Raw genomic sequence first — 25,115 nt, 5'->3', positions numbered from 1 at the left:
GCCGGGTGGAGCGCCGTCATTCCCCTGCCCTGCTCACTGGACATGGCGGGGCAGGGGATGATGTTTCAATGATCGTGCTGTCCCAGCGCGGCAAGCACGTCTTCCAGCCGCGCGGGATCGCCCATCGCGATCACGCGGCCGTCGCTGTTCTTGTGCAGCGGATCGCCGTTCCAGTCGCACATATGCCCACCCGCGCCTTCGACCACCGGCACCAGCGCGGCAAAATCGTGCAGCTTGAGCCCGCTTTCGCACACCAGGTCGACACTGCCTTGCGCGACCAGCGCGTAATTGTAGCAATCGCCGCCCCAGATCAGCCGCCTGGTGTCGCACTGCTTGGCGAGCGCCATGAAGTGCATCGCGTCATGGTCGCTGAACAGGTGCGGGCTGGTGGTGGCGAGCACCGCGTCCTCGATCTCGGGGCACAATCGCGCCCTGACCGGCTTGCCGTTGAAGGTGGTGCCGCGCCCGGTCGCGCCGACCCAGCGCTCGCGCCCGATCGGTTGGTCGATCACGCCCAGCACCGGCCACTCCTCGGCGATCAGCGCGATCAGCGTGCCGAAGATCGGCCGCCCGGCGATGAAGCTGGTGGTGCCATCGATCGGATCGAGCACCCACACCCGGCCCGTCGAGCCGGGCTTTTCGCCATACTCCTCGCCGATCACGCCATCGCGCGGCGCCTCGGCATCCAGGATCGCGCGCATCGCGGCCTCGGCGGCCCGGTCCGCCTCGGTGACGGGCGAGGCATCGGCCTTGCGGTCGGTGGTGAAGGTGGACCGGTAGAACGGGCGGATGGCTTCGCCTGCGGCTTCGGCCAGCCTTTCGGCGAGGGCTATGTCTTTGCTGTGGATCATGGGAATGCTGCTATCGCTTCGGGCCGCGGTTGGCCAGACTGATCCGGGTCAAAATGCGGCGAGTGCCTCGACGTCATGTGTTGACATGATGATACCGAATTCGTCGGCGAGCAGCCTGCGCATCGCCTCGGGCCCGGTAATCTGCATCCGGTCGGTGGTGTCGCCCCGTTGCAGGCTGAACTGGTCGTTGGTGATCGCTTTCAATCCGTCCTGCGTCACCTGGCTGACCAGCACGTTGCGGATAAAGCGCGAACAGGGCGATGTCGCGGTCCAGTGATTGGACATCGCGATGTCGGCGGCGAGCGCAGTGTCTTCGGTAAAGCTGTACTGGTTGCGGCACTGCCCGGCGAAATGCCGTTCGAGCATCCAGCCGAATTCCGCATCGCGCCTCAGCCGATGGATGGCACCGTCATTGCCTGCGGCCTCGGCTCCGTCTCGGATCGGCATCGCCGGGACATGCCCGCCGCCAAAGCCTGCATCGGCAAGCCAGCGCTCGCCCTCCAGCGCGACGGCCAGCACGATGTGCGTGCGCGGCGGAACGTCATCGTCCGGCTCCTGACGGAACCATACCCGCGCCAGCATCGGGTCCACGGCAAAGCCCAGCGCCTCGAGCCCGCGCGCAAACAGCTGGTTGAGCTCGAAGCAATAGCCCCCGCGCGTGCCCGACAGCAGCTTGGCCGCGACGACAGCAGGATCAAGGTCCACACCGCGCCCCAGGCGTGCGTCGAGCGCTTCATAGGGAATGGCAAGCCGCTGCGCCCAGAGCAGGCAATCCAGCCCGGCAAGATCGACCGAAGGAAGCTGCGACAGCCAGAGCCGGGCGAGATAGCGATCGAGAAAAGCGGTCAACGCGCGCTGCCTTCAGGTGCCGGTACGGGCACGCGCAGCGGCTGGCCATCGGGCACGACCCAGCTCGAGACGGCGCGCAATCCTTCGGGTCCGGCGCGGCCCCAGTGCACCGTGCCGGGCGCGATGCGGGTGCCCTGTCCGGGCAGCAGCGTCATGGCCTCCTGTCCCTGACGGGCGATGACCGTGCTGCCGCCGATGACGTAGAGAAACTCCTCGCCATGATGGAAATGGCGTGGGATCGGTGCGCCCGGCGGAATATTGAGGTCGCCCATCACGAGATGATGGCCCGGCGCTGCCTCTATCGGCCCGGACACGATCTCGGTGATACCGGGTGCTGGCCGGTACACCGCCAGCGCGTCGCTGTTATCGCGCGCGCACCCCGCCAGCCCGACCGCTGCCAGCAGCAGGGCAGCCATGCGGATCGACGCCATGTCGCCGGATCAATCGAACAGGCTTGAGACCGAGCTTTCGTCTGCAATGCGGCGGATGGCTTCGCCGATCAGTGCCGCCATCGGCAGGCTGCGGATGCGGTCCGATCCGGTCACCGCGTCGGTGGCCTGGATCGAATCGGTGATCACCAGTTCCTTGAGCGCGCTGTTGTTGACGCGCGCGACCGCGCCGCCCGAAAGCACACCATGGGTGACATAGCTGACCACGTCGACCGCGCCTGCGTTCTTCAGCGCCTGCGCCGCGTTGCACAGGGTGCCACCCGAATCGACGATGTCGTCGATCAGGATGCAGAAGCGGCCTTCGACGTTGCCGATGATGTTCATGACTTCCGATTCACCCGGGCGTTCGCGGCGCTTGTCGACGATCGCCAGCGGCGCGTTGTCGAGCCGTTTGGCGAGCGCACGCGCGCGCACCACGCCGCCCACGTCAGGCGACACCACCATCAGCTGGTGTTCGCCGAAGCGCGCCTGGATGTCCGCCGCCATCACCGGTGCGGCATAGAGGTTGTCGGTGGGGATATCGAAAAAGCCCTGGATCTGGCCTGCGTGCAGATCGACCGAGAGAACACGGTCCGCGCCCGCAACCGTGATCAGGTTGGCGACCAGCTTGGCCGAGATCGGGGTGCGGGGCCCGGGCTTGCGGTCCTGCCGGGCATAGCCGAAATAGGGGATCACCGCAGTGATGCGCCGCGCCGATGCGCGCTTCAGCGCATCGATGCAGATCAGCAGCTCCATCAGATTGTCGTTGGCGGGATAGCCGGTCGACTGGATCACGAACACGTCCTCGCCGCGGACATTCTCGTGGATCTCGACGAAGATTTCCTCATCGGCAAAGCGGCGCACGCTGGCATCGGTCAGCGGCATTTCCAGATAGGCCGCGATCGAACGCGCCAGCGGCAGGTTGCTGTTGCCAGACAGGATTTTCATGTGATCGTGCTTCCCCGTTGCGCGGATCGAATTTGGCCCTGTTAGCCAAGTGACCCGGCAAGCGGAAGATGTAAGTTTCGTGAAATGTGTGTGACACGCAAGCCCGCGCCGCCGACCATCAGGGCGGTCCGCCAAATTCGGTTGCCGCGCTTGCGCCTGCCGCCTATCTGGCAGGGATGACCGACCGGCTTATGATCACCCTTGTCCAGTGCGCGCAGGCGATGGGCGATATCCCCGGAAATGCCGATGCCATGCTGGCGGCGCGGGACAAGGCGACGGGAAGCGATCTTGTCGTGTTCCCCGAACTGCAGCTGATCGGCTATCCGCCCGAGGATCTGGTGCTCAAGCCCGCTTTGATCGCGCGCGCTGCCGCCAAGCTCGACGAGATGGCCGCAGCCACCGCCGATGGCGGCCCGGCCATGCTGGTGGGGTCGGTGTTCGCGCGTGAAGGCCAGCTTTTCAATGGCCTCGCACTGCTCGATGGCGGCGCGATCACCGCGGTGCGCCTGAAGCACGAGCTGCCCAATTACGGCACCTTCGATGAGAAGCGGCTGTTCGCGTCTGCTCCGCTGCAGCCTCCGGTGCCGTTCCGCGGCGTGATGCTGGGCCTGCCCTTGTGCGAGGACATCTGGTTCCCCAAGGTCTGCGGGCATCTCAAGGCGATGGGGGCGCAGATCCTGATCGCGCCGCATGGCAGCCCGTACGAGATCGAAAAGGATGAGCGCCGGCTGCATAATGTGGTGCGCGCGCGCGTTGCCGAGACCGGACTGCCTTTGGTGTTCTTGAACCGCATCGGCGGGCAGGACGAATTGGTGTTCGACGGCGCCTCGTTCGTGGTCAACGCCGATGGATCGCTTGTCCATCAGCTGCCCGATTGGGAGGCGGCGAGTGTGCGCACCGAATGGACGCGCGGGGCAGGCGGCTGGCAGTGTGCTCCCGGCGAGATCCACGCGCTCGATCCGTTCCCGCAGGATGCCTATCATGCGATGATCGTCGGGCTGCGCGATTATGTGAACGCCAATGGCTTTCCCGGCGTGGTGCTGGGGCTTTCGGGCGGGATCGACAGCGCGCTGTCCGCCGCCGTCGCGGTCGATGCGCTGGGCCCCGAGCGGGTGTGGTGCGTGATGCTGCCCAGCCGTTTCACCAGCCAGGACAGCCTGGATGATGCCGCCGGCTGCGCCCAGATGCTCGGCTGCCGTCTCGACAGCATTCCGATCCAGCCTGCGGTCGCAGCGTTCGATACGATGCTCGAAGGCAGCTTTGCCGACCGTGACGTCGACATCACCGAAGAGAACATCCAGTCACGCATCCGCGCGGTGACATTGATGAGCCTCTCCAACAAATTCGGGCACATGCTGCTCACCACCGGCAACAAGAGCGAGATGAGCGTCGGCTATGCCACCATTTATGGCGACATGGCGGGCGGCTACAATGTGCTGAAAGACGCCTACAAGCTCACCGTGTTCGAACTGTCGCGCTGGCGCAACGCGCACAGGCCGCCGCTGGCGCTGGGCCCGGACGGCCCGGTGATGCCCGAGCGCGTGATCACCAAGCCGCCCAGCGCCGAACTGCGCCCCGACCAGCGCGACGACGACAGCCTGCCGCCCTACGAAATCCTCGACCCGATCCTGCACGGCCTGATCGAGGAGGAGCTCAGCGTCGCCGAGATCGTCGCGCGCGGCTTCGAGCACGATACCGTCGCGCGGATCGAGCGCCTGCTCTACATCGCCGAATACAAGCGCCGCCAGGCCCCGCCCGGGGTCAAGCTGGGCATCCGCAACTTCGGCCGCGACCGGCGCTATCCGATCACCAACAGGTTCCGGACAGCATGACCACCACCCGTTTCGCCCCGTCGCCCACCGGGCACCTGCACATCGGCAATATCCGCACCGCGCTGCACAACTGGATGTGGGCGAAGAAGACCCAAGGGCGCTTCATCCTGCGCATCGACGATACCGACAAGGAGCGCAGTCGCGAGGAGTATGTCGAGGGCATTCGCGCGGACCTCGCCTGGCTGGGGCTCGCCCCCGATGCGGAATATCGCCAGTCGGAGCGGAGCGCCTTGTACGACGCGGCTTTTGACCGGCTGCGCGACGCGGGCCGGGTCTATGCGTGTTACGAAACCTCGCAGGAGCTCGACCTCAAGCGCAAGATCGCTCTGGGGCGCGGCCTGCCGCCGGTGTACGATCGCGCTGCGCTCAATCTCACCGATGCAGACCGCGCAGAGCTCGAGGGGCAGGGACTGAAACCGCACTGGCGGTTCAAGCTCGACCATGACGAACCTATCGCCTGGGACGACCTGATCCGCGGGCCTCAGAAATTCGACGCCGCCAGCCTCTCCGATCCCGTCATCCGCCGCGCCGATGGCAGCTGGCTGTACATGCTCCCTTCCGCGATCGATGATGTCGACATGGGCATCAGCCATGTGGTGCGCGGTGAGGATCATGTCTCTAACACCGCGGTGCAGTTGCAGATGTTCACCGCATTGGGCAGCACGCCCCCTGCGTTCGCGCACGAGGCGCTGCTGGTCGGCTCGGAGGGCAAGCTCTCCAAGCGGCTGGGCTCGCTGGGTGTCGGCGACCTGCGCGACAAGCACATCCTGCCGCAGGCGATCGTCGCGCTGCTGGCAAGACTGGGCACGTCTGATCCGGTCGAGCCGCTGCATGATCGCGCCGCGCTGCTCGAGAGCTTCGACTTCGCCCGCTTCGGCCGCGCGCCCGCGCGTTTTGCCGAAGAGGATCTCGAGCGGATCAACCGCCAACTGATCCACACCGCCGAGTTCGCTGCGATCGCCGATCAGCTTCCGCCGCAGATCGACAAGGCGGCGTGGCACGCGATCCGTCCCAATATCGCGCATCTGGGCGAGGTCGCCGATTACTGGCGGATCATCGAGGGACCGATTGATGCGCCTGCGCCCGAGGCAGAGGATGCGACGTTTCTTGCCGAGGCGCGCGCTGCGCTCGAACCGATCGACTTCGGTCCGACGGTTTGGAAGGACTGGACCGAGGTGCTCAAGGCCAGCACCGGACGCAAGGGCAAAGGGCTGTTCCTGCCGCTTCGCCGCGCGCTCACCGGAATGGACCATGGGCCCGACATGGGCGAACTGCTGCCTTTGATCGGGCGCGAGCGGGCCTTGGAGCGACTTGGCGGCTAGACGCACGCCACGCCTTGCCCAATTTCGTCACCCCCCGCGCAGGCGGGGGTCCCGCTTCTTTCTTTTGCGTCGTCGCAAAGCGGTATTCCCGCGTTCGCGGGAATGACGGGAAGGTGAAAACTCGGCACGCCCTTGGATAATCCCCTCGCATGCCGCATATGCTTAGGCATGACCATGATCGCCACCGCAGACCCCCGCTCGTTCCTCTATCGCCCCGATGCGCTCGACCCCGATGCTGCGCAGCGCCTTACCCGCGACGCGCTCGCCCGCTGCGATGACGGCGAACTCTACCTGCAATATGCCGCGAGCGAGAGCTTTGTATTTGATGACGGCCGGCTGAAAACCGCCGATTACTCGACCGACTCAGGATTCGGCCTGCGCGGTGTTTCGGGCGAGATGACCGGCTTTGCGCATGCCAACGACGTCAGCGAAGCGGGCATCCGTCGCGCCGCCGAGACGCTGACACTGCTCGATCCCGCAAAGGGCGAGGCGGCCCCCCCGCCGCGGCAGAACAACCGCCATCTCTACACCGACGGTAACCCGCTCGAGAGCATCCCGTTCGAGACCAAGATCGCGCTGCTCGAAAAGATCGATGCCGCCGCGCGTGCACGCGATCCGCGCGTGGCGCAGGTCACCGCGAGCCTGATCGGCAGCTGGTCGGTGATCGAGGTGGTGCGCGCCGATGGCTTTGTCGCCACCGATGTCCGCCCTCTGGTGCGCCTCAACGTCTCGATCGTGGCGCAAAGCGGCGAGCGGCGCGAGGTCGGAAGCTTCGGCATGGGCGGGCGCTATCTGTACGACGGCCTGTTCAATGAGGCGACCTGGAACCGCGCGATCGATGAGGCATTGGCGCAGGCACTGACCAATCTGGAGAGCGTCGCTGCGCCCGCGGGCGAGATGACCGTATTGCTCGGCCCCGGCTGGCCCGGGATCATCCTGCATGAAGCGATCGGGCATGGGCTCGAGGGCGATTTCAATCGCAAGGGCACCAGCGCGTTTTCGGGCCGGGTCGGCCAGCGCGTCGCCGCCGATGGCGTCACCGTGGTCGACGATGGCTCGATCATGGACCGGCGCGGATCGCTCAGCATCGATGACGAAGGCACGCCAACGCAAGAGAACGTGCTGATCGAGAACGGCATCCTGCGCGGATACATGCAGGACCGGCTCAACGCCCGGCTGATGGGCGTCGCCCCCACCGGCAACGGCCGCCGCCAGTCCTACGCCCACGCCCCGATGCCGCGCATGACCAACACTTTCATGCGCGCAGGGAATGACGACCCGGCGGAACTGCTAAGCCGCGTGAAAAATGGCATCTTCGCCAAGAGCTTCGGCGGCGGCCAGGTCGACATCGTCTCGGGCAAGTTCGTCTTCTCGTGCACCGAAGCCTATCGCGTCGAAAACGGCAAATTGGGCGCCCCGATCAAGGGCGCCACTTTGATCGGCGACGGCCCCACCGTACTCACCAAGGTCACCGGCATCGGCAACGATTTTGCCTTGGACGAAGGCGTCGGCATGTGCGGCAAGGCAGGCCAGGGCGTGCCTGCGGGCGTGGGCCAGCCGACATTGCTGGTCAGCGGGCTGACGGTGGGCGGAACTGGAGCGTAAGACAGCCCGCCGCAAGGCCTGCGAGCCGCGAACCCACACTGCCGACCCCATCTACCCCTTCCCCCCCGCACAACCTTGCGCTAAGGCCTCCCCCGACACACCCGATTCAGCATCGGCCCGCCGGTTTCGCGCAGAAAAATGGTCGCGCGCGTCCCCATTCCGGCCTCTGGTGCGAACCGTCACACCCGGCGCTTTCAATGCGCCATACATATAACTGGTACTTTTGGAGGGACCTTCACATGACCGCTGTTGGACAGGACACGCTCGGCACCCGCGCGACCATGGAGGTGGGCGGCAAGTCCATCGCGTATTATTCGCTCGCCAAGGCCGCCGAAAAGCTCGGCGATATCTCGCGGCTGCCGTTCAGCATGAAGGTGCTGCTCGAGAACATGCTGCGCTTTGAAGACGGCGGCTTTACCGTGTCGGTGGCCGATGCGCAGGCGATCGTCGACTGGCAGAAGAACCCCTCGTCGGATGCGGAAATCCAGTATCGCCCCGCGCGTGTGCTGCTGCAGGATTTCACCGGCGTGCCGTGCGTCGTCGATCTCGCGGCGATGCGCGATGCCATCGCCAAATTGGGCGGTGACACCAGCAAGATCAATCCGCTCGTCCCTGTTCACCTGGTCATCGACCACTCGGTGATGGTCGACGAATTCGGTCACCCCAAGGCGTTCGAGCAGAATGTCGAGATCGAATATTACCGCAACGGCGAGCGCTACGACTTTCTCAAATGGGGCTCCAAGAGCCTCGACAACTTCAAGGCGGTTCCTCCGGGCACCGGCATCTGCCACCAGGTGAACCTCGAGAACATCGCGCAGGCGGTGTGGACCAGCACCGATGCGACCGGCGCGACCGTCGCCTATCCCGACACCTGCGTCGGCACCGACAGCCACACCACGATGATCAACGGCCTGGGCGTCCTGGGCTGGGGCGTTGGCGGGATCGAGGCGGAAGCCGCGATGCTGGGCCAGCCGGTCTCGATGCTGATCCCCGAAGTCGTCGGCTTCAAGCTCACCGGCGCGCTCAACGAAGGCGTCACCGCCACCGATCTGGTGCTGACCTGCACCAACATGCTGCGCAAGCATGGCGTGGTCGGCCGCTTTGTCGAATATTTCGGCCCGGGCCTGGCTTCGCTGAGCCTCGCCGACCGCGCGACGCTCGCCAACATGGCGCCCGAATATGGCGCGACCTGCGGTTTCTTCGGCATCGACGACAAGACGCTCGATTACATGCGCCTCACCGGGCGTGACGAAGACGCGCTGGCATTGATCGAAGCCTATGCCAAGGAGCAGGGGTTCTGGATCCACCCCGATGCGGTCGATCCGGTGTTCACCAGCACGCTCGAGCTCGACATGTCGACCGTCGTGCCTTCGCTTGCCGGTCCCAAGCGTCCTCAGGATCGCGTCGATCTCACCGAAGTCGACGACGTTTTCGCCAAGGACATGGCCGAAACCTACAAGCGCGCCAACACCCGCGTCGCGGTGGACGGCAAGGACTTCGATATCGGCGATGGCGATGTCATGATCGCTGCGATCACCTCGTGCACCAACACCTCGAACCCCGGCGTGATGGTTGCCGCCGGCCTCGTCGCCAAGAAGGCGAATGAGCTGGGCCTGCGTCCCAAGCCCTGGGTCAAGACCTCGCTCGCGCCCGGATCGCAGGTGGTCACCGACTATTTCAACAAGGCCGGGCTGCAGACGCATCTCGATGCGGTCGGCTTCAACCTCGTCGGCTATGGCTGCACCACCTGTATCGGCAACTCGGGCCCGCTGGCCGAACCGATCAGCAAGGCGATCAACGAGAACGGTCTGGTCGCCGCCGCCGTCATCTCGGGCAACCGCAACTTCGAAGGCCGCGTGTCGCCCGACGTGCGCGCCAACTTCCTCGCCAGCCCGCCGCTGGTCGTGGCTTACGCGCTCAAGGGCACGGTGATCGAGGACTTCACCACCACCCCGATCGGCCAGGCGACCGACGGCCATGACGTGTTCCTCAAGGACATCTGGCCCACCAATCTGGAAGTTGCCGACACCATGGCGGCGTGCATGGACCGCGCCATGTTCCAGGCGCGCTATGCGAACGTCTACCTCGGCGACGAGCATTGGCAGGCGATCAACGTCGAAGGTTCGGACACCTACAACTGGCGCGCGGGCTCGACCTATGTCGCCAACCCGCCGTACTTCGAGGGCATGAGCATGACCCCCGCGCCGGTGGGGGACATCATCGAGGCCAAGCCGCTCGCGATCCTGGGCGATTCGATTACGACCGATCACATCTCGCCCGCAGGCTCGATCAAGGCGGATTCGCCGGCGGGCAAGTGGCTGATGGAGCATCAGGTCGCCAAGTCCGACTTCAACAGCTATGGCGCGCGCCGTGGCCATCATGACGTGATGATGCGCGGCACCTTCGCCAACATCCGCATCAAGAACGAGATGGTCCCGGGCATCGAGGGCGGCATGAGCCGCTATGGCCAGGAAGTGATGCCGATCTATGACGCAGCGATGCGTCACAAGGCCGATGGTACGCCTCTGGTAGTGATCGCGGGCAAGGAATACGGCACCGGATCGTCGCGCGACTGGGCGGCCAAGGGCACCAACCTGCTGGGCGTGAAAGCCGTGATCGTCGAAAGCTTCGAACGCATCCACCGCTCCAACCTCGTGGGCATGGGCGTGCTTCCGCTGCAGTTCCAGGACGGCGATACCCGCCTGTCGCTGGGCCTGACCGGCGACGACAGCTTCACCATCGAAGGTGTTGCCGATCTCAAGCCGCGCCAGCAGGTCACCGTCAAGGTAACCCGCGCCGATGGCTCGACCTTCAGCTTCGAGGCGCTGTGCCGCATCGATACCGCCAATGAAATCGAGTATTTCATGAACGGCGGCATCCTGCATTACGTGCTGAGGAAGCTGGCTGCATGAAGCCGTTCGTGTCACGGGCTGTCGCTGCGCTGATCGGCGCGGCGATGGCCCTTGGCGCGGTGCCGGCCTCCCCGGCACGGGCGCAGGTCGCCGCGACGCCTGCCCTGCCTGCCGATGCGCAGGCGGCGGGCATCATGTGCTTCTATGCCGCAGTGCTCGCCGGGCGCGGCCAGACCGAAGCGGTGGCCGAAGCGACGTGGTTCCTGTTCGATGCCGCGCGCAGGGTGACCGCCGACACGCCCGAGACTTTCGTCGAGAAGGTCGAGGAACTGGTCGGGCTCACCCCGCCCAATCTGGAGACGCTGGCGACCGATGCGCCGCAGCTCCTGCCGCTGTGTGCGGCGCGATACCCGCTGATCAGCTCGAAGCGCACCATCACCTTGCCTGCCGACCCGTTCACCCGCGACATGCAATGCTATGCGCTCACCGGCTATATGGCGGGCGTGGCGGAGAGCGAGCTCGAGGATTCGGGCGAAAGCCCGTTCGGCAAGCGGATGACCGCATTGGCGGACCGGCTGTCGGCGCGGCTGACCCCGGAACGCTACATCGAGAAGGGCCACACAGACGAGGCCTCGATCCAGCGGCTGTTCGCGCTGTCGCTGCGCGATATCAGCCCGGTCGGCAATCTGATGAGCATCCTGACCGCATGCGAGGCAGCGGCGGGCTGAGCATTCGTCCCGCTCTGCCAGAAATGGCGCGGGGCAGGGTGCGGATTGCTTGACTTTGGTTGGCCCCGACCGTATGCGGCCTGCTTTCGCGGGCTCGGCGCAAGCTGCAGCACGCGGCGAATCATCAACCAACACCGTTTTATCAGGAGTGCCGCATGAAGCGCACATTTCAGCCCAGCAACCTTGTGCGCGCGCGTCGTCACGGTTTCCGTTCGCGCACTGCAACCCCGGGTGGCCGCGCGGTTCTGCGTGCACGCCGCGCGCGTGGTCGCAAGCGCCTGAGCGCCTGATCGGGGCTGTGGAGCAACCGGCGTCCGTGGATGCGGGCGTGGCTGCTGACACACCTTCCAGTCCGACCGATTCGACGGGCGCTCCGGATACCTCCGGCGCGCCCGTTGTGCTGCGCCAGCGCGCCGACTTTCTCGCGGCCAATGGCGGCCTGCGCGTCGGCACCCCGGCTTTCGTGCTGCTGGTCAAGCCGCGCCAGGACGACAGCCCGGCAAAGCGCATCGGCTATACCGTCACCAAGAAGATCGGTAACGCGGTCGTCCGCAACAGGATCAAGCGGCGCTTTCGCGCGCTGGCGCACCAGGTGCTTGGCCATCACGGCCTTCCCGGCGCCGATCATGTGCTGATCGGCAGGGGCGAGGCGATGACGCGCGACTTTGCCGCCATGCACGCCGATCTGGTCCGCGCACTCGAGCGGGTGCGCGATGGCAAGGCCTCGTCCGACCGCCGTCCGCCGCGCGGCAAGCCCCGGCGGCGATGATGGCGCAGCCGATGATCGCGTGTTGGTCGCCTGGAATCGCATGCCGGTCCGATAGCTCTGGCCGCGCGCGGCAGGTTCGGCATGAGCTTGGGGGCATGGAATACCGATGCGCACCCTGCTGATCTGGATCGCCCGAGGCTGGCAACTTGGCCCGTCGCGCATCCTTCCGCCGTCGTGCCGCTATGATCCCAGCTGCTCGGAATATGCCATCCAGGCGCTCAAACGCCATGGTGCGATTAAGGGTGGCTGGTTGGCGACGAAGCGGCTATTGCGCTGTCACCCATGGGGCGGGCACGGCCATGATCCAGTGCCCTGATGCGCAGATGAGGCGCCCCCGAATGCATTACCGGAACGAGGTTTGAAGCGTGGAGAATCAGCGTAACGTCATCCTGGCCATCACCCTGATGGCCCTGATTCTGTTCGGATGGCCCTATGCGCTGGAGGTGTTCTATCCAGCGCGCCCGGCAACGGTCGAGGATGTGGCCAATGCGCCGCGCCCGGGCCTCGATCCCGCCACCCCCGGCGCCTCTTCGGGCGCGGTTTCGGGCACCGTTCCCGATACTGCCAGCGCCTCCAAGATCATCCGCACCCGCAAGGCCGTGCTGGCCGATAGTGCGCGCGTCGCCATCGATGCGCCGCGCGTGGGCGGGTCGATTAACCTCACCGGCGCGCGCATCGATGATGTCGTGCTCAAGGATTATCGCGAGAAGCTCGACAAGGACAGCGACCTTGTCCACCTGTTTTCGCCTGCCGGTACCGCAGACCAGTATTTCGCGCAGTTCGGCTGGATCGGCGAGGGTGTCGTCACCCCGACCAGCCAGACGGTGTGGACGCCCAGCGGCGGCAGGCTCACCCCGTCGACTCCCGTCACGCTGCGCTGGGCCAACCCGGCCGGGCAAAGGTTCGAGATCGTCTATGCGATCGACGCCAATTATCTGATCAGCGTCACCCAGCGGTTCATCAATTCGGGCGCCACGCCTGCGATCGTGCGGCCTTTGGGGCTGATCAACCGCACCAGCGCCAATGCCGACCCCAGCACCTGGACCGTTCGCAACGGCCCTCTGGGCGTGTTCGACGATGTCGCCGATTTCGACGTGCATTATGACGATCTCGACGAGAACCCCAAGAAGCTCGTCGAATATGGCGGCAACATCGACTGGCTGGGCTTCACTGACCATTACTGGCTCTCGGCGCTGATCCCCGCGCCCGGATCGACCGGCCAGATGGCGGGCAATTTCCGCAGCCTGGGCGGCAAGCTCTACCAGTCCGAACTGCTGTTCGACAGCAAGGTCGTGGCACCCGGCAAGATGGTCGAGACCAAGGCGATGCTGTTTGCCGGCGCCAAGGAAACCGAACTGCTCGACGATTATGTCGATGCCAAGGACATCAAGCTGCTCGACCGCGCGGTCGACTGGGGCTGGTTCATCTGGTTCGAAAAGCCGATCTTCAAGCTGCTCAACTGGCTGTTCGAGCAGGTCGGCAATTTCGGCGTGGCGATCATCCTGCTGACCATCATCATCCGCGGCCTGATGTTCCCGATCGCACAGCGCCAGTTCGCCTCGATGGCGCAGATGCGCGCGGTGCAGCCCAAGATGAAGGCGCTGCAGGAACGCTACAAGGACGACAAACAGAAGCTCCAGACCGAGATGATGGAGCTGTACCGCAAGGAAAAGGTCAATCCGCTCGCCGGGTGCCTGCCGATGTTCCTGCAGATCCCGGTGTTCTTCGCGCTGTACAAGGTGCTGCTGCTGGCGATCGAGATGCGTCACCAGCCGTTCGTCTTGTGGATCAAAGATCTCTCCGCGCCCGATCCGCTGACTCCGGTCAACCTGTTCGGACTGCTCCCCTTCGATCCGCCGAGCATGATCGCCATCGGCATCCTGCCGATCATCCTGGGCGTCACCATGTGGCTGCAGTTCAAGCTCAATCCCGCGCCGATGGACCCGGTCCAGCAGCAGGTCTTTTCGATCATGCCCTGGGTGCTCATGTTCGTGATGGCGCCGTTTGCCGCGGGTCTGCAGCTCTATTGGGCAATGTCCAACGTGCTCACCATCGCGCAGCAGAAGTGGCTCTACAGCCGTCATCCGCAATTGAAGGAGCTGGCGGCGCAAGAGGCGGCGGCCAAGGCCGCCAAGGCCGAGAAGGACAAGATGCCCAAAGAGAAGGGTGGCGCGTGACCGACGAATCCCAGCCCACCATCCATCCGCTGCTGCAGGAAGCCAATCGGCTGTTCTCGGGATCGGTGACCTTCCTCAAGTCCGCGCCCGCGCTCGAATTCCTGCCCGCCCCCTCGGTGCCCGAAATCGCCTTTGCGGGCCGCTCCAACGTCGGCAAATCCTCGCTGCTCAACGCATTGGTGGGCAGGCGGGCGATCGCGCGCACCTCGGTGACGCCGGGCCGCACGCAGGAGCTCAACTTCTTCGATATCGGCGATCCGGTGCGCTTTCGCGTGGTCGACATGCCGGGCTATGGCTATGCCAAGGCGCCCAAGGATGTCGTCAAGAAATGGCGCTTCCTGATCAACGATTACCTTCGCGGCCGCGCGGTGCTCAAGCGCACCCTGGTGCTGATCGACAGCCGCCACGGGGTCAAGGAGGTCGATCTCGACGTCATGAAGATGCTCGACGAGGCTGCGGTCAGCTACAGGCTGGTGCTGACCAAGGCGGACAAGATCAAGGCAAGCGAGCTCGAAAAGGTCGCCGACGCCACCCGCGCCGAAGCGCGCAAGCACGCCGCCGCCTTCCCCGATGTCATCATCACCTCGTCTGAAAAGCGCATGGGTATTGACGAGCTGCGCGGGTTCGTGATGGATTCGATCAGCGAGTGAGCAGCGCGGCAGGGGCAGGGGCTGGCATGAAACTGTACATCGGCAACAAGAACTACTCGAGCTGGTCGCTGCGCGGCTGGCTGGCGTGCAAGCAGTCCGGCCTGCCGTTCGAAGAGATCGTCGTGCCGTTGTATGACGATGCCTGGGCCGAGACCCGCCTGCGCGAGGAGTTCCAGCCGTCTGCCGGAAAAGTTCCGGTGCTGTGGGATGGCGAAGCGGTGGTGTGGGATTCGCTCGGCATCATCGACTGGCTTGCCGACAAGACCCACCGCGACCGCTTCTGGCCCAAGGACCCGGTCGCCTGCGGGCTTGCGCGCTCGATGGCGGCGGAAATGCACAGCGGCTACATGGCGCTGCGCCGCGAATTCAGCATGAACATGCGCGCGCGGCACACCGACGTCCCCGTCAGCCCCGAAGCGCACCAGGACGTGATGCGCATCCTCTCGCTCTGGGCCGAGGCGCGCGCACGCTTCGGGCGCGGCGGTCCGTTCCTGTTCGGCAGCTTTGGCGCCGCCGACATCATGTTCGCCCCGGTGGTCAGCCGGTTCGAAACTTATGGGTTTACGCTCCCCGGCTTTGCCCGCGCGTACAGCGAGGCGGTTCTGGGCCATGAATGGATGGCGCAATGGACCGAGGCCGCGCTCGCCGAGACGTGGGTGATCGACCGGTTCGAGCGTTAGGTTAACGCCAGCCTGCTCTCCCCTACCGCTTGCGGGAGGGGTGGCCGAAGGCCGGGGTGGGCCTGCTCCGACGCTAATCTCAGGCCCACCCCGTCTTCGCCTGCGGCTCAGCCACCCCTCCCGTAAACGGGAGGGGAGAGAGATCGCGCTATGGCGTCACCACGGCAAACGCCGGGTCGAATGGCGGGTGAAGCATCAGCCAGCGCAGGAACAGCCCCGAATCCCCGTCGATCTTCATCGCGCCCGACTGCATCAGCTTCGGGAAATCGGTTTCCCCCAGCACGATGGCGTCAAAGTCCTTGCGGTTCAGCGTCACGGTTGCATTGGCATCGCTGAGCGTTGCGCCATAGCGCGGGATCTCGACATCGCCGTTGACCATGATGCCCAGCGTCTCCTTGGTGTCAGGCAGGATGAAGTTGATTCTGGCGCGCATGTTGCCCGAGCGTTCGGCGGCAAAGCGGGTGGCGAGCGCATCGAAGAACTCTGCCGTGGGGATAGCGCTGATGAAGCTGCGGCTCTGGGTGCTGGCGCCCTTGCGCGGCAGTTCGGTGCCGCGCAGCGTGGCCGCGCCTGCGAGATAGTAATTGCGCCAGATGCCCGATTCGGCAGCAAAGCCCAGTGCCTCGTAGCTGTCGGCGAGCGCAGCCTTGGCCGCCGCGTTCGCGGGCTCGGCAAACACCAGATGGTTGAGCAATTCGGCGGCCCAGCGGTGGTTGCCCGCGCCTTGCGCCTTTTTGCCCGCCGCAAGCAGCGCATCGGCGCCGCCCGCCAGCTCGACATAGCCCTTGCCCGCAGTCACCGGGGGAAGCGGATTGAAGTTGGCCGGAACTCCGTCCCACCAGCCATAATAACGCTGATAGGTCGCCTTCATGTTGTGGTTGATCGTGCCGTAATAGCCGCGCGCGGCATAGGCCTGCTGCTGCGCCGAAGGCTCGGCGATGCCGTCGGCAAGTTCGTGCAGCGTCATGCCGGAGTTGGCGCGGCCCAAGGTGCGGTCGTGGACAAAGCGATAGGCATCGCGCTGGTTCTCCAGATAGCCCGCGACCCGCGCCTGCCCCCAGGTCGGCCAGTTGTGCGACGCGATCTGAACCTCGGCGCTGCCGCCCCATTTGACCAGCGCCTTGTCGATGATCTTCGACCAGAGCAGCGCATCGCGCACCTGCGCGCCGCGCAGCGTGAGGATGTTGTGCAGCGTCTTCACCGAAACCTCGGTGGTGTGCAGCACCTTGAAATCGGGCAGATAGAACAGGAATTCGGCGGGCGCCTCGGTCCCGGCGGCATCGAGGAAATCGAAGCGCACGCCGTCGATGATTTTCAGGCCACCCTCGGGCCCGATCAGCATATTGGGCGAAAGGTACCCGGTGGTGCCGACCGACAGCCCGGTCCCCAGGCCGTTGTCGACCCGGCCCTCGACCCCCGGGGCCAGCGCGGTGCCGAACATGTAGGATGACCGGCGGGTCATCGCGTTGCCCGCAAGCACGTTCTCGCTCACCGCTTCCTCGGCAAAGCCGTGCGGCGCGACCACCGGCACCTTGCGCTTTTTCACCTCGTCAGCCGAGATGATCCCGCCGACCCCGCCGAAATGGTCGGCATGGCTGTGGCTGAACAGAAGTGCCGATATCGGCCGCTTGCCGATCTTCGATTCGGCAAGCTGCATCGCTGCGGCCGCAGCTTCCTCGGTGAGCAGCGGGTCGACCACGATCCATCCGGTCTTGCCCGAGATGATCGTCATCACCGCGATGTCATAGCCGCGCACCTGCCACACCTTGCCCGGGACGATCTCGAACAGCCCGTGGATGCGGTTGAGCCGGGCCTGCCGCCACAACGAGGGGTGGACGGTCGAAGGTGCGGTTTCGGCGTTGAGGAAATCGAACGCGCCTGCATCCCAAACGGTCTTGCCATCTGACGTGCGGATCAGCCCGCCGGGAATCTCGGCGATCTTGCCGCGGGTCGCATCGGCAAGGTCGCTGCCGTCATCGGCGGGGAGCCGCGCCAGCACAGCCGCGCGCTCGGCGTCGGTGAGCTGCGCTTGCGCCGCCATCGGGGTCGCGAGCGCAAGCGCCATCACGCCGGTTTTCCAGATCCGTTTCATCGTCATCCTCCATCCTGATCGCCTGGCGCTGCTGCGCCTATCTATTGGCAGCGATGCTGCCATAAGCGATCGCGGATGTCAGCATCTGTTCGTCGGCCCGGTTCGAAAACCGATCTGTCGTGCGGCAGATGCCCATGCAAAAAGGCCGATAGCCGGTTGACTTGGCAGTCTGCCGCCGCTCTTACAGCCGGATGATCGAACTGTATCTCATCCCCATTTTGCTGGGAATCGTCGAAGGCCTGACCGAGTTTCTTCCGGTTTCCTCCACTGGGCACCTGATCCTCGCCACCGAGCTGCTGGGCTTCGATGCCCAGGCCTGGGCGGTGTTCAACATCGCGATCCAGCCAGGTGCGATCCTCGCCATCGTCGTGCTCTACTGGCGGACGTTCATGGATGTGCTCAAGGGCTTGATGACATGGGAGCCTTCGGCGGTCGCCTTCACCCGCAACCTGCTGATCGCCTTCTTCCCCGCCGTCGTGCTGGGCCTGGCGTTTGGCGATCAGATCGACAAATTGCTCGAAAATGCGGTGGTGGTCGCCTGGGCGCTGATCATCGGCGGTGTCGCGATCCTGGTGGTCGAGAAACTCGCCAAGACCAGCGATGCCGGCGGTGTTGCCGGCGTTCCGTTCAAGACCGCGATCGGCATCGGCCTCGTCCAGTGCATCGCGATGATCCCCGGCGTAAGCCGCTCGGGCGCGACCATCCTGGGTGCCATGGCGATGGGCGTCGACCGCAAGACCGCGGCAGAGTTCAGCTTCTTTCTGGCGCTGCCGACGCTGACCGGCGCCACCGCGCTGCAGCTGTTCAAGAACCGCGAACTGCTGACCCCTGATGACTTCGGCGCGATCGCGATCGGCTTTGTCGTCTCGTTCGTGGTCGCTTTGGTGGTGGTGAAGGCGTTCCTCAAGATCATCACCCGCTACGGATTTGTGCCCTTTGCCTGGTATCGCATCATCGCAGGCGTGGCGGCTCTGGTGTGGCTCGCCAACCGATAGTCGCATTTCGGCCCTTTAAAGGTGGCCATGCTTCCGGACATACGCCTGTAGCTAGATGGTCCAAAATTACAAAGTCAGTAATGCTTACCTATTGTCATAAAAGTACGTGACTCTGCCGATCCGATGACCTAAAGCTGCGGCAATCGCGGCGGGCGCATAGCCCTGCCGCCGACTAACCATCAGCGCGACAGGTAGGATATGGCAGAACAACCGGAAAACGGGCAACCGCACGGCGCAACCCAGGCTGCGGCCATGGCAGCGGAAAAGCTGGCGATGCTCAAGTTCGTCGATCTCGACCAGTCATACCCGCCCAAGCGCGCTGCCGACGCGCGCGCCGAGGATTTCGACGAGATCTCGGATCGTTTCGATGGCCACGCCGCGCAGGAGCAGTCCGCGCGCTGCTCGCAATGCGGCGTGCCCTATTGCTCGACGCACTGCCCCTTGCACAACCACATCCCCGACTGGCTGCGGCTGACCGCAGAAGGCCGGCTGCGCGAGGCGTACGAGATGTCGAACCTGACATCGACCATGCCCGAGATCTGCGGTCGCATCTGCCCGCAGGATCGCCTCTGCGAAGGCAATTGCGTGATCGAATTCTCCGGCCACGGCGCGGTGACCATCGGTTCGGTCGAAAAGTACATCACCGATACCGCCTGGGAGCAGGGGTGGGTCGAACCGGTCGCCGTCGGGCGTCCGCGCGGCCAGTCGGTGGGCATCATCGGTGCAGGCCCTGCCGGGCTGACGACGGCGGAGTATCTGCGCATGGGCGGCTATGATGTCCATGTCTATGACCGCTACGATCGCGCGGGCGGGCTGCTGACCTATGGCATCCCCGGCTTCAAGCTCGAAAAGGACGTGGTCATGCGCCGGGTCAAGCGGCTCGAGGACGCAGGTATCGTGTTTCACAACGGCTTCGACGTCGGGCGTGATGCGAGCATGGAAGAGCTGCGCGAGCGTCATGACGCGGTGCTGATCGCCACCGGCGTGTACAAGGCGCGCGACATCAAGGTGCCCGGAATCGGCGCCGATGGCGTGGTGGCGGCGCTCGATTATCTCGTCGCTTCCAACCGCAAGGGCTTTGGCGATGATGTCCCCGCATTCGACAGCGGCGCGCTCAATGCGCAAGGCAAGAACGTCGTCGTCATCGGCGGCGGCGATACCGCGATGGATTGCGTGCGCACCGCGGTCCGCCAGGGCGCGGCGTCGGTCAAATGCCTCTACCGCCGCGACCGGATCAACATGCCCGGTTCGCAGCGCGAAGTTTTGAACGCCGAGGAAGAAGGCGTCGAGTTCGTCTGGCTGTCCGGGCCTGTCGCGGTCGAAGGCACGCCGCACGCCAGCGCGGTGCGCGCCAGCCGGATGCGGCTGGGTGCGCCCGATGCCTCGGGCCGCAGCACCCCCGAGCCCGATCCCGACAGCGATTTTTCTGTCCCCGCCGATCTGGTGATCAAGGCCCTGGGCTTCGATCCCGAGGATCTGCCAGGCGCGTTCGGCTGCGACGAGCTGTCGGTCAACCGCTGGGGCACGCTGCGGGTCGATCACAAGACGATGATGACCAGCCTCGACGGGGTGTTCGCCGCTGGCGACATCGTGCGCGGGGCATCTTTGGTGGTCTGGGCGATCCGCGACGGACGCGATGTCGCCGAACATATGCACAAATATCTGAAGGCCAAGGCGCGCACGACCGTTGCAGCCAAGGGCGAGAAAGTGGCCGCATGACACACTATCCCACTCCCGAACACGAACGTCTCGCCCGCGAGGGCATGTACCGGCCCGACTATGAATCCGATGCCTGCGGTGTCGGGCTGGTCGCGGCGACCGATGGCAAGCCCTCGCGGCGCGTGGTCGAAAGCGCGATCGATGCGCTGAAGGCGGTGTGGCACCGCGGCGCGGTCGATGCCGATGGCAAGACCGGCGACGGCGCCGGCCTGCATGTCGATCTGCCGGTGCGCTTCTTCGACGATGCGATCGCCGATTCGGGGCACAAGGTGCTCCCCAACAAGCTCGCCGTGGGCATGATCTTCCTGCCCCGCACCGATCTGCAGGCGCAAGAAACCTGCCGCACGATCGTCGAGAGCGAGATCATCGAGGCAGGCTATACCATCTATGGCTGGCGCCAGGTGCCGGTCGACATCTCGGTGATCGGCGACAAGGCGCAGCGCACCCGGCCCGAGATCGAACAGATCATGATCGCAGGGCCGATGCCCGACGAGCAGAACGTCGCCGAGTTCGAAAAGCAATTGTACCTCGTGCGCAGGCGTATCGAGAACAAGGTCATCGCCGCGCAGATCAACGACTTCTACGTCTGTTCGCTGTCGTGCCGGTCGATCATCTACAAGGGGCTGTTCCTCGCCGAGAGCCTGTCGGTGTTCTATCCTGATCTCACCGATCCGCGCTTCGAGAGCCGGATCGCGATCTTCCACCAGCGCTATTCGACCAACACCTTCCCGCAATGGTGGCTGGCGCAGCCGTTCCGCTGCCTTGCGCACAATGGCGAGATCAACACCATCCGCGGCAACAAGAACTGGATGAAGAGCCACGAGATCAAGATGGCGAGCCTTGCGTTCGGCGAGAACAGCGAGGACATCAAGCCGGTGATCCCCGCTGGTGCGTCGGATACGGCTGCATTGGACGCGGTGTTCGAGGCGATCTGCCGCTCCGGCCGCGAGGCGCCGACCGCCAAGATCATGCTGGTGCCCGAGGCCTGGCAGGGCGACCAGGTGCTGCCGCCCGAGCACAAGGCGATGTACGAATATATGGCCAGCGTCATGGAGCCGTGGGACGGCCCGGCGGCGCTCGCGATGACCGATGGCCGCTGGGCGGTCGCAGGGGTCGACCGCAACGCGCTGCGTCCGCTGCGCTATTCGGTCACCAACGACAACCTGCTGGTGATCGGGTCTGAAACCGGAATGGTGGTGCTGCCCGAAAGCAGCATCGTCGAGAAGGGCCGTCTTGGCCCGGGCCAGATGATCGCGGTCGATCTGCACGAGGGTCGTTTCTACCACGACCGTGCGATCAAGGACCGGATCGCCGCTGAGCAGCCCTACCGCGAACTGGTCAAGGGCTTCCGCCAGCTCTCCGACCTGCCGCCCGCAGCTGCCGACAGCCTGCCCGACATGACCCGCGCCGAACTCACCCGTCGCCAGGTTGCGGCCGGCCTCACCATCGAGGACATGGAGACGATCCTTGCGCCGATGGCCGAGGACGCCAAGGAAGCCATCGGATCGATGGGCGATGATACGCCGCTTGCTGTGGTCAGCGCCAAGCCGCGCCCGATCGCGCAGTTCTTCCGCCAGAACTTCAGCCAGGTCACCAACCCGCCGATCGATTCGTTGCGCGAGCGGCACGTGATGAGCCTGAAGACGCGTTTTTCCAACCTTGCCAACATCCTTGAGCAGGACAGCCAGAACGAGCGCGTGCTGGTGCTCGACACCCCGGTGCTGACCAATGCCGACTGGCTGCGGCTGAAGGCCGATTTCGGATCGAACGTCGCCGAGATCCATTGCGTGTTCCCCGCCGATGGCGGCCCCGAGCAGCTGCGCAGCGCGATCTCGCGGATCCGCAACGAGGCCGAGCAGGCGGTGCGCGAAGGCAGCACCGAGATCTTCCTGACCGACGAGACCGCCAACGAGGACCAGATCGGCGTACCGATGATCCTGGCCGCCGCCGCCGTCCACACCCACCTCGTGCGCAAGGGGCTGCGCGCCTATTCGTCGATCAACGTGCGCTCAGCCGAGTGCCTCGACACGCACCATTTCGCGGTGCTGATCGGCGCGGGCGCGACCACGGTCAACGCCTGGCTGGCCGAGCTCTCGATCGCCGACAGGCAGGCGCGCGGCCTGTGCGGCGCGCTGTCGCTCGACACCTGCATCGCCAACTATCGCAAGGCGATCAACGAGGGCCTGCTCAAGATCATGTCCAAGATGGGCATCGCGGTGATCTCGAGCTATCGCGGCGGCTATAATTTCGAGGCAGTGGGGCTGAGCCGCGCTTTGGTCAACGACCTGTTCCCCGGAATGCCCTCGAAGATCTCGGGCGAAGGCTATGCCTCGCTGCACCTCAACGCCAAGTTGCGCCACGACGCGGCGTGGGACAGCAATGTCGCGCGGCTGCCGATCGGCGGATTCTACAAGCAGCGCGATGGCGGCGAGGCGCATGCCTATTCCGCCGGCCTGATGCACCTGCTGCAGACCGCGGTCGCCAAGGACAGCTATTCGCAATACCTCCAGTTCGCCGAAGGCGTGCGCCAGCTGCCGCCGGTGTATCTGCGCGATCTGATGGAGTTCAACTACGCGCCCAAGGCGGTGGCCCTGGACGAGGTCGAGGCAATCACCGAGATCCGCAAGCGCTTCGTGACGCCCGGCATGTCGCTGGGTGCGCTGTCGCCCGAGGCGCACGAGACGCTGGCGATCGCGATGAACCGCATCGGCGCCAAGGCGGTGTCGGGCGAGGGCGGCGAGGCCTCCGAGCGCTTCTCGCCGCGCGAGAATGGCGACAACGCCAATTCGGGCATCAAGCAGATCGCCTCGGGCCGCTTCGGTGTCACCGCCGAATATCTCGGCGCGTGCGAGGAGATCGAGATCAAGGTCGCGCAAGGGGCAAAGCCCGGCGAGGGCGGGCAGCTGCCCGGCTTCAAGGTGACCGAATACATCGCCAAATTGCGCCATTCGACCCCCGGGGTGACCTTGATCAGCCCGCCGCCGCACCACGACATCTATTCGATCGAGGATCTGGCGCAGCTGATCTATGACCTGAAGCAGATCAACCCGAATGCGCGCGTGTGCGTCAAGCTGGTGTCGGCTGCGGGCATCGGCACGATTGCTGCCGGCGTCGCCAAGGCGCATGCCGACGTGATCCTGGTCTCGGGCAATGTCGGCGGCACCGGAGCGTCCCCGCAGACCAGCATCAAATATGCCGGCACCCCGTGGGAAATGGGGCTGTCCGAGGCCAATCAGGTTCTGTCGCTCAATGGCCTGCGCCACCGTGTCAAATTGCGCACCGATGGCGGGCTCAAGACCGGGCGCGATGTCGTCATCGCGGCGATCCTGGGGGCAGAAGAGTTCGGCATCGGCACGCTCTCGCTGGTGGCGATGGGCTGCATCATGGTGCGCCAGTGCCATTCGAACACCTGCCCGGTGGGCGTGTGCGTGCAGGACGAGCGGCTGCGTGCCAAGTTCACCGGCACGCCTGAAAAGGTCATCAACCTGATGACCTTCATCGCCGAGGAAGTGCGCGAGATTCTCGCGCGGCTGGGCTTCCGCAGCCTCGACGAGATCATCGGCCGCACCGACCTGCTGCGTCAGGTCAGCCGCGGCGCCGAGCATCTCGACGATCTCGATCTCAACCCGATCCTCGCCAAGGTGGATGTCGCCAGCGACCAGCGCCGGTTCAACCTCGACACCTGGCGCAACGCGGTGCCCGACAGCCTCGATGCGCTGATCATCAAGGATGCCAAGCCCGTGTTCGAACGGCGCGAGAAAATGCAGCTGACGTACAATGTGCGCAACACGCACCGCGCGGTCGGCACCCGGCTGTCGGCGGAGATCACGCGAATCTACGGGATGAAGGCGCTCGACGAGGGGCATGTCCGCATCCGGCTGCGCGGGTCTGCGGGCCAGTCGCTGGGCGCGTTCCTGTGCCAGGGGATCACGCTGGAAGTGTTCGGCGATGCCAACGACTATGTCGGCAAGGGGCTGTCGGGGGGCACGATCATCGTGCGGCCCACGGTCAGCTCGCCTCTGGTCAGCCATGCCAACACGATCATCGGCAACACTGTGCTCTATGGCGCGACGGCGGGCAAATTGTTCGCCGCGGGCCAGGCGGGCGAGCGCTTTGCGGTGCGCAACTCTGGCGCCGAGGTGGTGGTCGAAGGCTGCGGCGCGAACGGCTGCGAATACATGACCGGCGGCACCGCGGTGATCCTGGGCGAGACCGGGGGCAATTTCGGCGCAGGCATGACCGGCGGCATGGCGTTCGTGCTCGACCGGCATGATCGCTTCTCCGGCCAGGCCAATCCCGAATCAATCGTGTGGCAGCGGATCGACAGCGCGCACTGGGAAGACCGGCTCAAGGGGCTGATCGCTGCGCATATCGAGGGCACCGACAGCCAGTGGGCACAGGAGATCCTGCGCAACTGGGATCGCTATCTGCCGCAATTCTGGCAGGTCTGCCCCAAGGAGATGCTCACCCGGCTGGCCCATCCGCTCAGCGATGCGGTGGCGATGGAAGCAGCCGAATAGGCACCTGCACCCCAAACAGAAACCCCGCCTGCAGCCTTGGGGAAAGGGCTGCAGGCGGGGTCTGTTTTGAGCCGCTGTCGGTTACCCGATAGCGGTCA

The 25,115-nt window shown here is 65.1% G+C and carries 19 protein-coding genes; 14 read left to right on the top strand and 5 right to left on the bottom strand.

Going from position 1 to position 25,115, the window contains the following annotated elements; translation table 11 throughout:
- Positions 1-65: 65 nt before the first annotated feature.
- The 4 genes from hisN to BSY18_RS14730 are packed head-to-tail and all read right to left on the bottom strand — an operon-like array spanning position 66 to position 3,076.
- Positions 66-851, bottom strand: coding sequence for a histidinol-phosphatase (gene hisN / locus BSY18_RS14745; protein WP_054135046.1), 786 nt, complete (start codon positions 849-851; stop codon positions 66-68).
- Between the two features lie 48 nt (positions 852-899).
- A complete protein-coding gene (locus tag BSY18_RS14740; protein ID WP_069051014.1) occupies positions 900-1,700 on the bottom strand; it encodes an arylamine N-acetyltransferase family protein in 801 nt (266 codons plus the stop codon).
- Positions 1,697-2,131, bottom strand: coding sequence for a cupin domain-containing protein (locus BSY18_RS14735; protein ID WP_069051013.1), 435 nt, complete (start codon positions 2,129-2,131; stop codon positions 1,697-1,699). The genes BSY18_RS14740 and BSY18_RS14735 overlap by 4 nt, the downstream gene beginning before the upstream one ends.
- A gap of 9 nt (positions 2,132-2,140) precedes the next feature.
- Entirely contained in the window at positions 2,141-3,076 is a 936-nt protein-coding gene (locus BSY18_RS14730) for a ribose-phosphate pyrophosphokinase (RefSeq protein WP_054135049.1), read from the bottom strand.
- A gap of 176 nt (positions 3,077-3,252) precedes the next feature.
- Between BSY18_RS14730 and BSY18_RS14725 the strand changes: the two genes are divergently transcribed.
- The 11 genes from BSY18_RS14725 to BSY18_RS14685 all read left to right on the top strand — a co-directional run bounded on the left by BSY18_RS14725 (position 3,253) and on the right by BSY18_RS14685 (position 15,691).
- Positions 3,253-4,908: an NAD+ synthase gene (locus tag BSY18_RS14725; protein ID WP_069051937.1), complete on the top strand. Its 1,656-nt coding sequence runs from the start codon at positions 3,253-3,255 to the stop codon at positions 4,906-4,908.
- On the top strand, positions 4,905-6,230 hold the full coding sequence (gltX, locus tag BSY18_RS14720; RefSeq protein WP_069051012.1) for a glutamate--tRNA ligase: 1,326 nt from the start codon (positions 4,905-4,907) through the stop codon (positions 6,228-6,230). Before BSY18_RS14725 ends, gltX begins: the two co-directional genes overlap by 4 nt.
- A gap of 174 nt (positions 6,231-6,404) precedes the next feature.
- Entirely contained in the window at positions 6,405-7,835 is a 1,431-nt protein-coding gene (gene tldD, locus BSY18_RS14715; protein WP_442856582.1) for a metalloprotease TldD, read from the top strand.
- A 239-nt stretch (positions 7,836-8,074) separates the two neighbouring features.
- Positions 8,075-10,747, top strand: coding sequence for an aconitate hydratase AcnA (gene acnA, locus BSY18_RS14710; protein WP_069051010.1), 2,673 nt, complete (start codon positions 8,075-8,077; stop codon positions 10,745-10,747).
- Positions 10,744-11,415 carry a hypothetical protein gene (locus BSY18_RS14705; protein WP_069051009.1) on the top strand — a complete coding sequence of 224 codons (672 nt, stop codon included), beginning with the start codon at positions 10,744-10,746 and terminating at the stop codon, positions 11,413-11,415. The genes acnA and BSY18_RS14705 overlap by 4 nt, the downstream gene beginning before the upstream one ends.
- A 155-nt stretch (positions 11,416-11,570) precedes the next feature.
- Positions 11,571-11,705 (top strand): 50S ribosomal protein L34, encoded by a 135-nt coding sequence (gene rpmH, locus BSY18_RS20695; RefSeq protein WP_081985062.1) that lies wholly within the window; start codon positions 11,571-11,573, stop codon positions 11,703-11,705.
- Between the two features lie 38 nt (positions 11,706-11,743).
- A complete protein-coding gene (gene rnpA, locus BSY18_RS14700) occupies positions 11,744-12,184 on the top strand; it encodes a ribonuclease P protein component (protein ID WP_231683923.1) in 441 nt (146 codons plus the stop codon).
- Between the two features lie 106 nt (positions 12,185-12,290).
- Positions 12,291-12,500 (top strand): membrane protein insertion efficiency factor YidD, encoded by a 210-nt coding sequence (gene yidD / locus BSY18_RS20690; protein WP_082382300.1) that lies wholly within the window; start codon positions 12,291-12,293, stop codon positions 12,498-12,500.
- Between the two features lie 49 nt (positions 12,501-12,549).
- Positions 12,550-14,361 carry a membrane protein insertase YidC gene (gene yidC / locus BSY18_RS14695; RefSeq protein ID WP_069051008.1) on the top strand — a complete coding sequence of 604 codons (1,812 nt, stop codon included), beginning with the start codon at positions 12,550-12,552 and terminating at the stop codon, positions 14,359-14,361.
- Entirely contained in the window at positions 14,358-15,011 is a 654-nt protein-coding gene (yihA, locus tag BSY18_RS14690; protein WP_171900244.1) for a ribosome biogenesis GTP-binding protein YihA/YsxC, read from the top strand. Before yidC ends, yihA begins: the two co-directional genes overlap by 4 nt.
- Positions 15,012-15,037: 26 nt before the next feature.
- Positions 15,038-15,691 carry a glutathione S-transferase family protein gene (locus BSY18_RS14685; RefSeq protein WP_069051007.1) on the top strand — a complete coding sequence of 218 codons (654 nt, stop codon included), beginning with the start codon at positions 15,038-15,040 and terminating at the stop codon, positions 15,689-15,691.
- A 148-nt stretch (positions 15,692-15,839) separates the two neighbouring features.
- Here BSY18_RS14685 and BSY18_RS14680 read toward each other — a convergent pair whose 3' ends face one another.
- Positions 15,840-17,783 (bottom strand): alkyl/aryl-sulfatase, encoded by a 1,944-nt coding sequence (locus BSY18_RS14680; RefSeq protein ID WP_236823375.1) that lies wholly within the window; start codon positions 17,781-17,783, stop codon positions 15,840-15,842.
- 191 nt (positions 17,784-17,974) lie between these two features.
- Between BSY18_RS14680 and BSY18_RS14675 the strand changes: the two genes are divergently transcribed.
- The 3 genes from BSY18_RS14675 (at position 17,975) to gltB (ending at position 25,017) form a co-directional block, all read left to right on the top strand.
- The gene (locus BSY18_RS14675; protein WP_069051005.1) at positions 17,975-18,778 is read left to right on the top strand and encodes an undecaprenyl-diphosphate phosphatase; all 804 of its coding nucleotides are present in this window, start codon (positions 17,975-17,977) and stop codon (positions 18,776-18,778) included.
- Between the two features lie 273 nt (positions 18,779-19,051).
- Complete coding sequence (locus BSY18_RS14670) at positions 19,052-20,497, top strand: NAD(P)-dependent oxidoreductase (RefSeq protein ID WP_431521351.1); 1,446 nt, start codon at positions 19,052-19,054, stop codon at positions 20,495-20,497.
- The gene (gene gltB / locus BSY18_RS14665; RefSeq protein WP_069051004.1) at positions 20,494-25,017 is read left to right on the top strand and encodes a glutamate synthase large subunit; all 4,524 of its coding nucleotides are present in this window, start codon (positions 20,494-20,496) and stop codon (positions 25,015-25,017) included. The genes BSY18_RS14670 and gltB overlap by 4 nt, the downstream gene beginning before the upstream one ends.
- The last annotated feature ends 98 nt before the right edge of the window (positions 25,018-25,115 follow it).

The sequence above is a fragment of the Blastomonas sp. RAC04 genome, from assembly GCF_001713435.1.
In the GTDB taxonomy this organism is placed as follows: domain Bacteria; phylum Pseudomonadota; class Alphaproteobacteria; order Sphingomonadales; family Sphingomonadaceae; genus Blastomonas; species Blastomonas fulva.
This window is presented reverse-complemented; position numbering and strand designations above follow the sequence as displayed.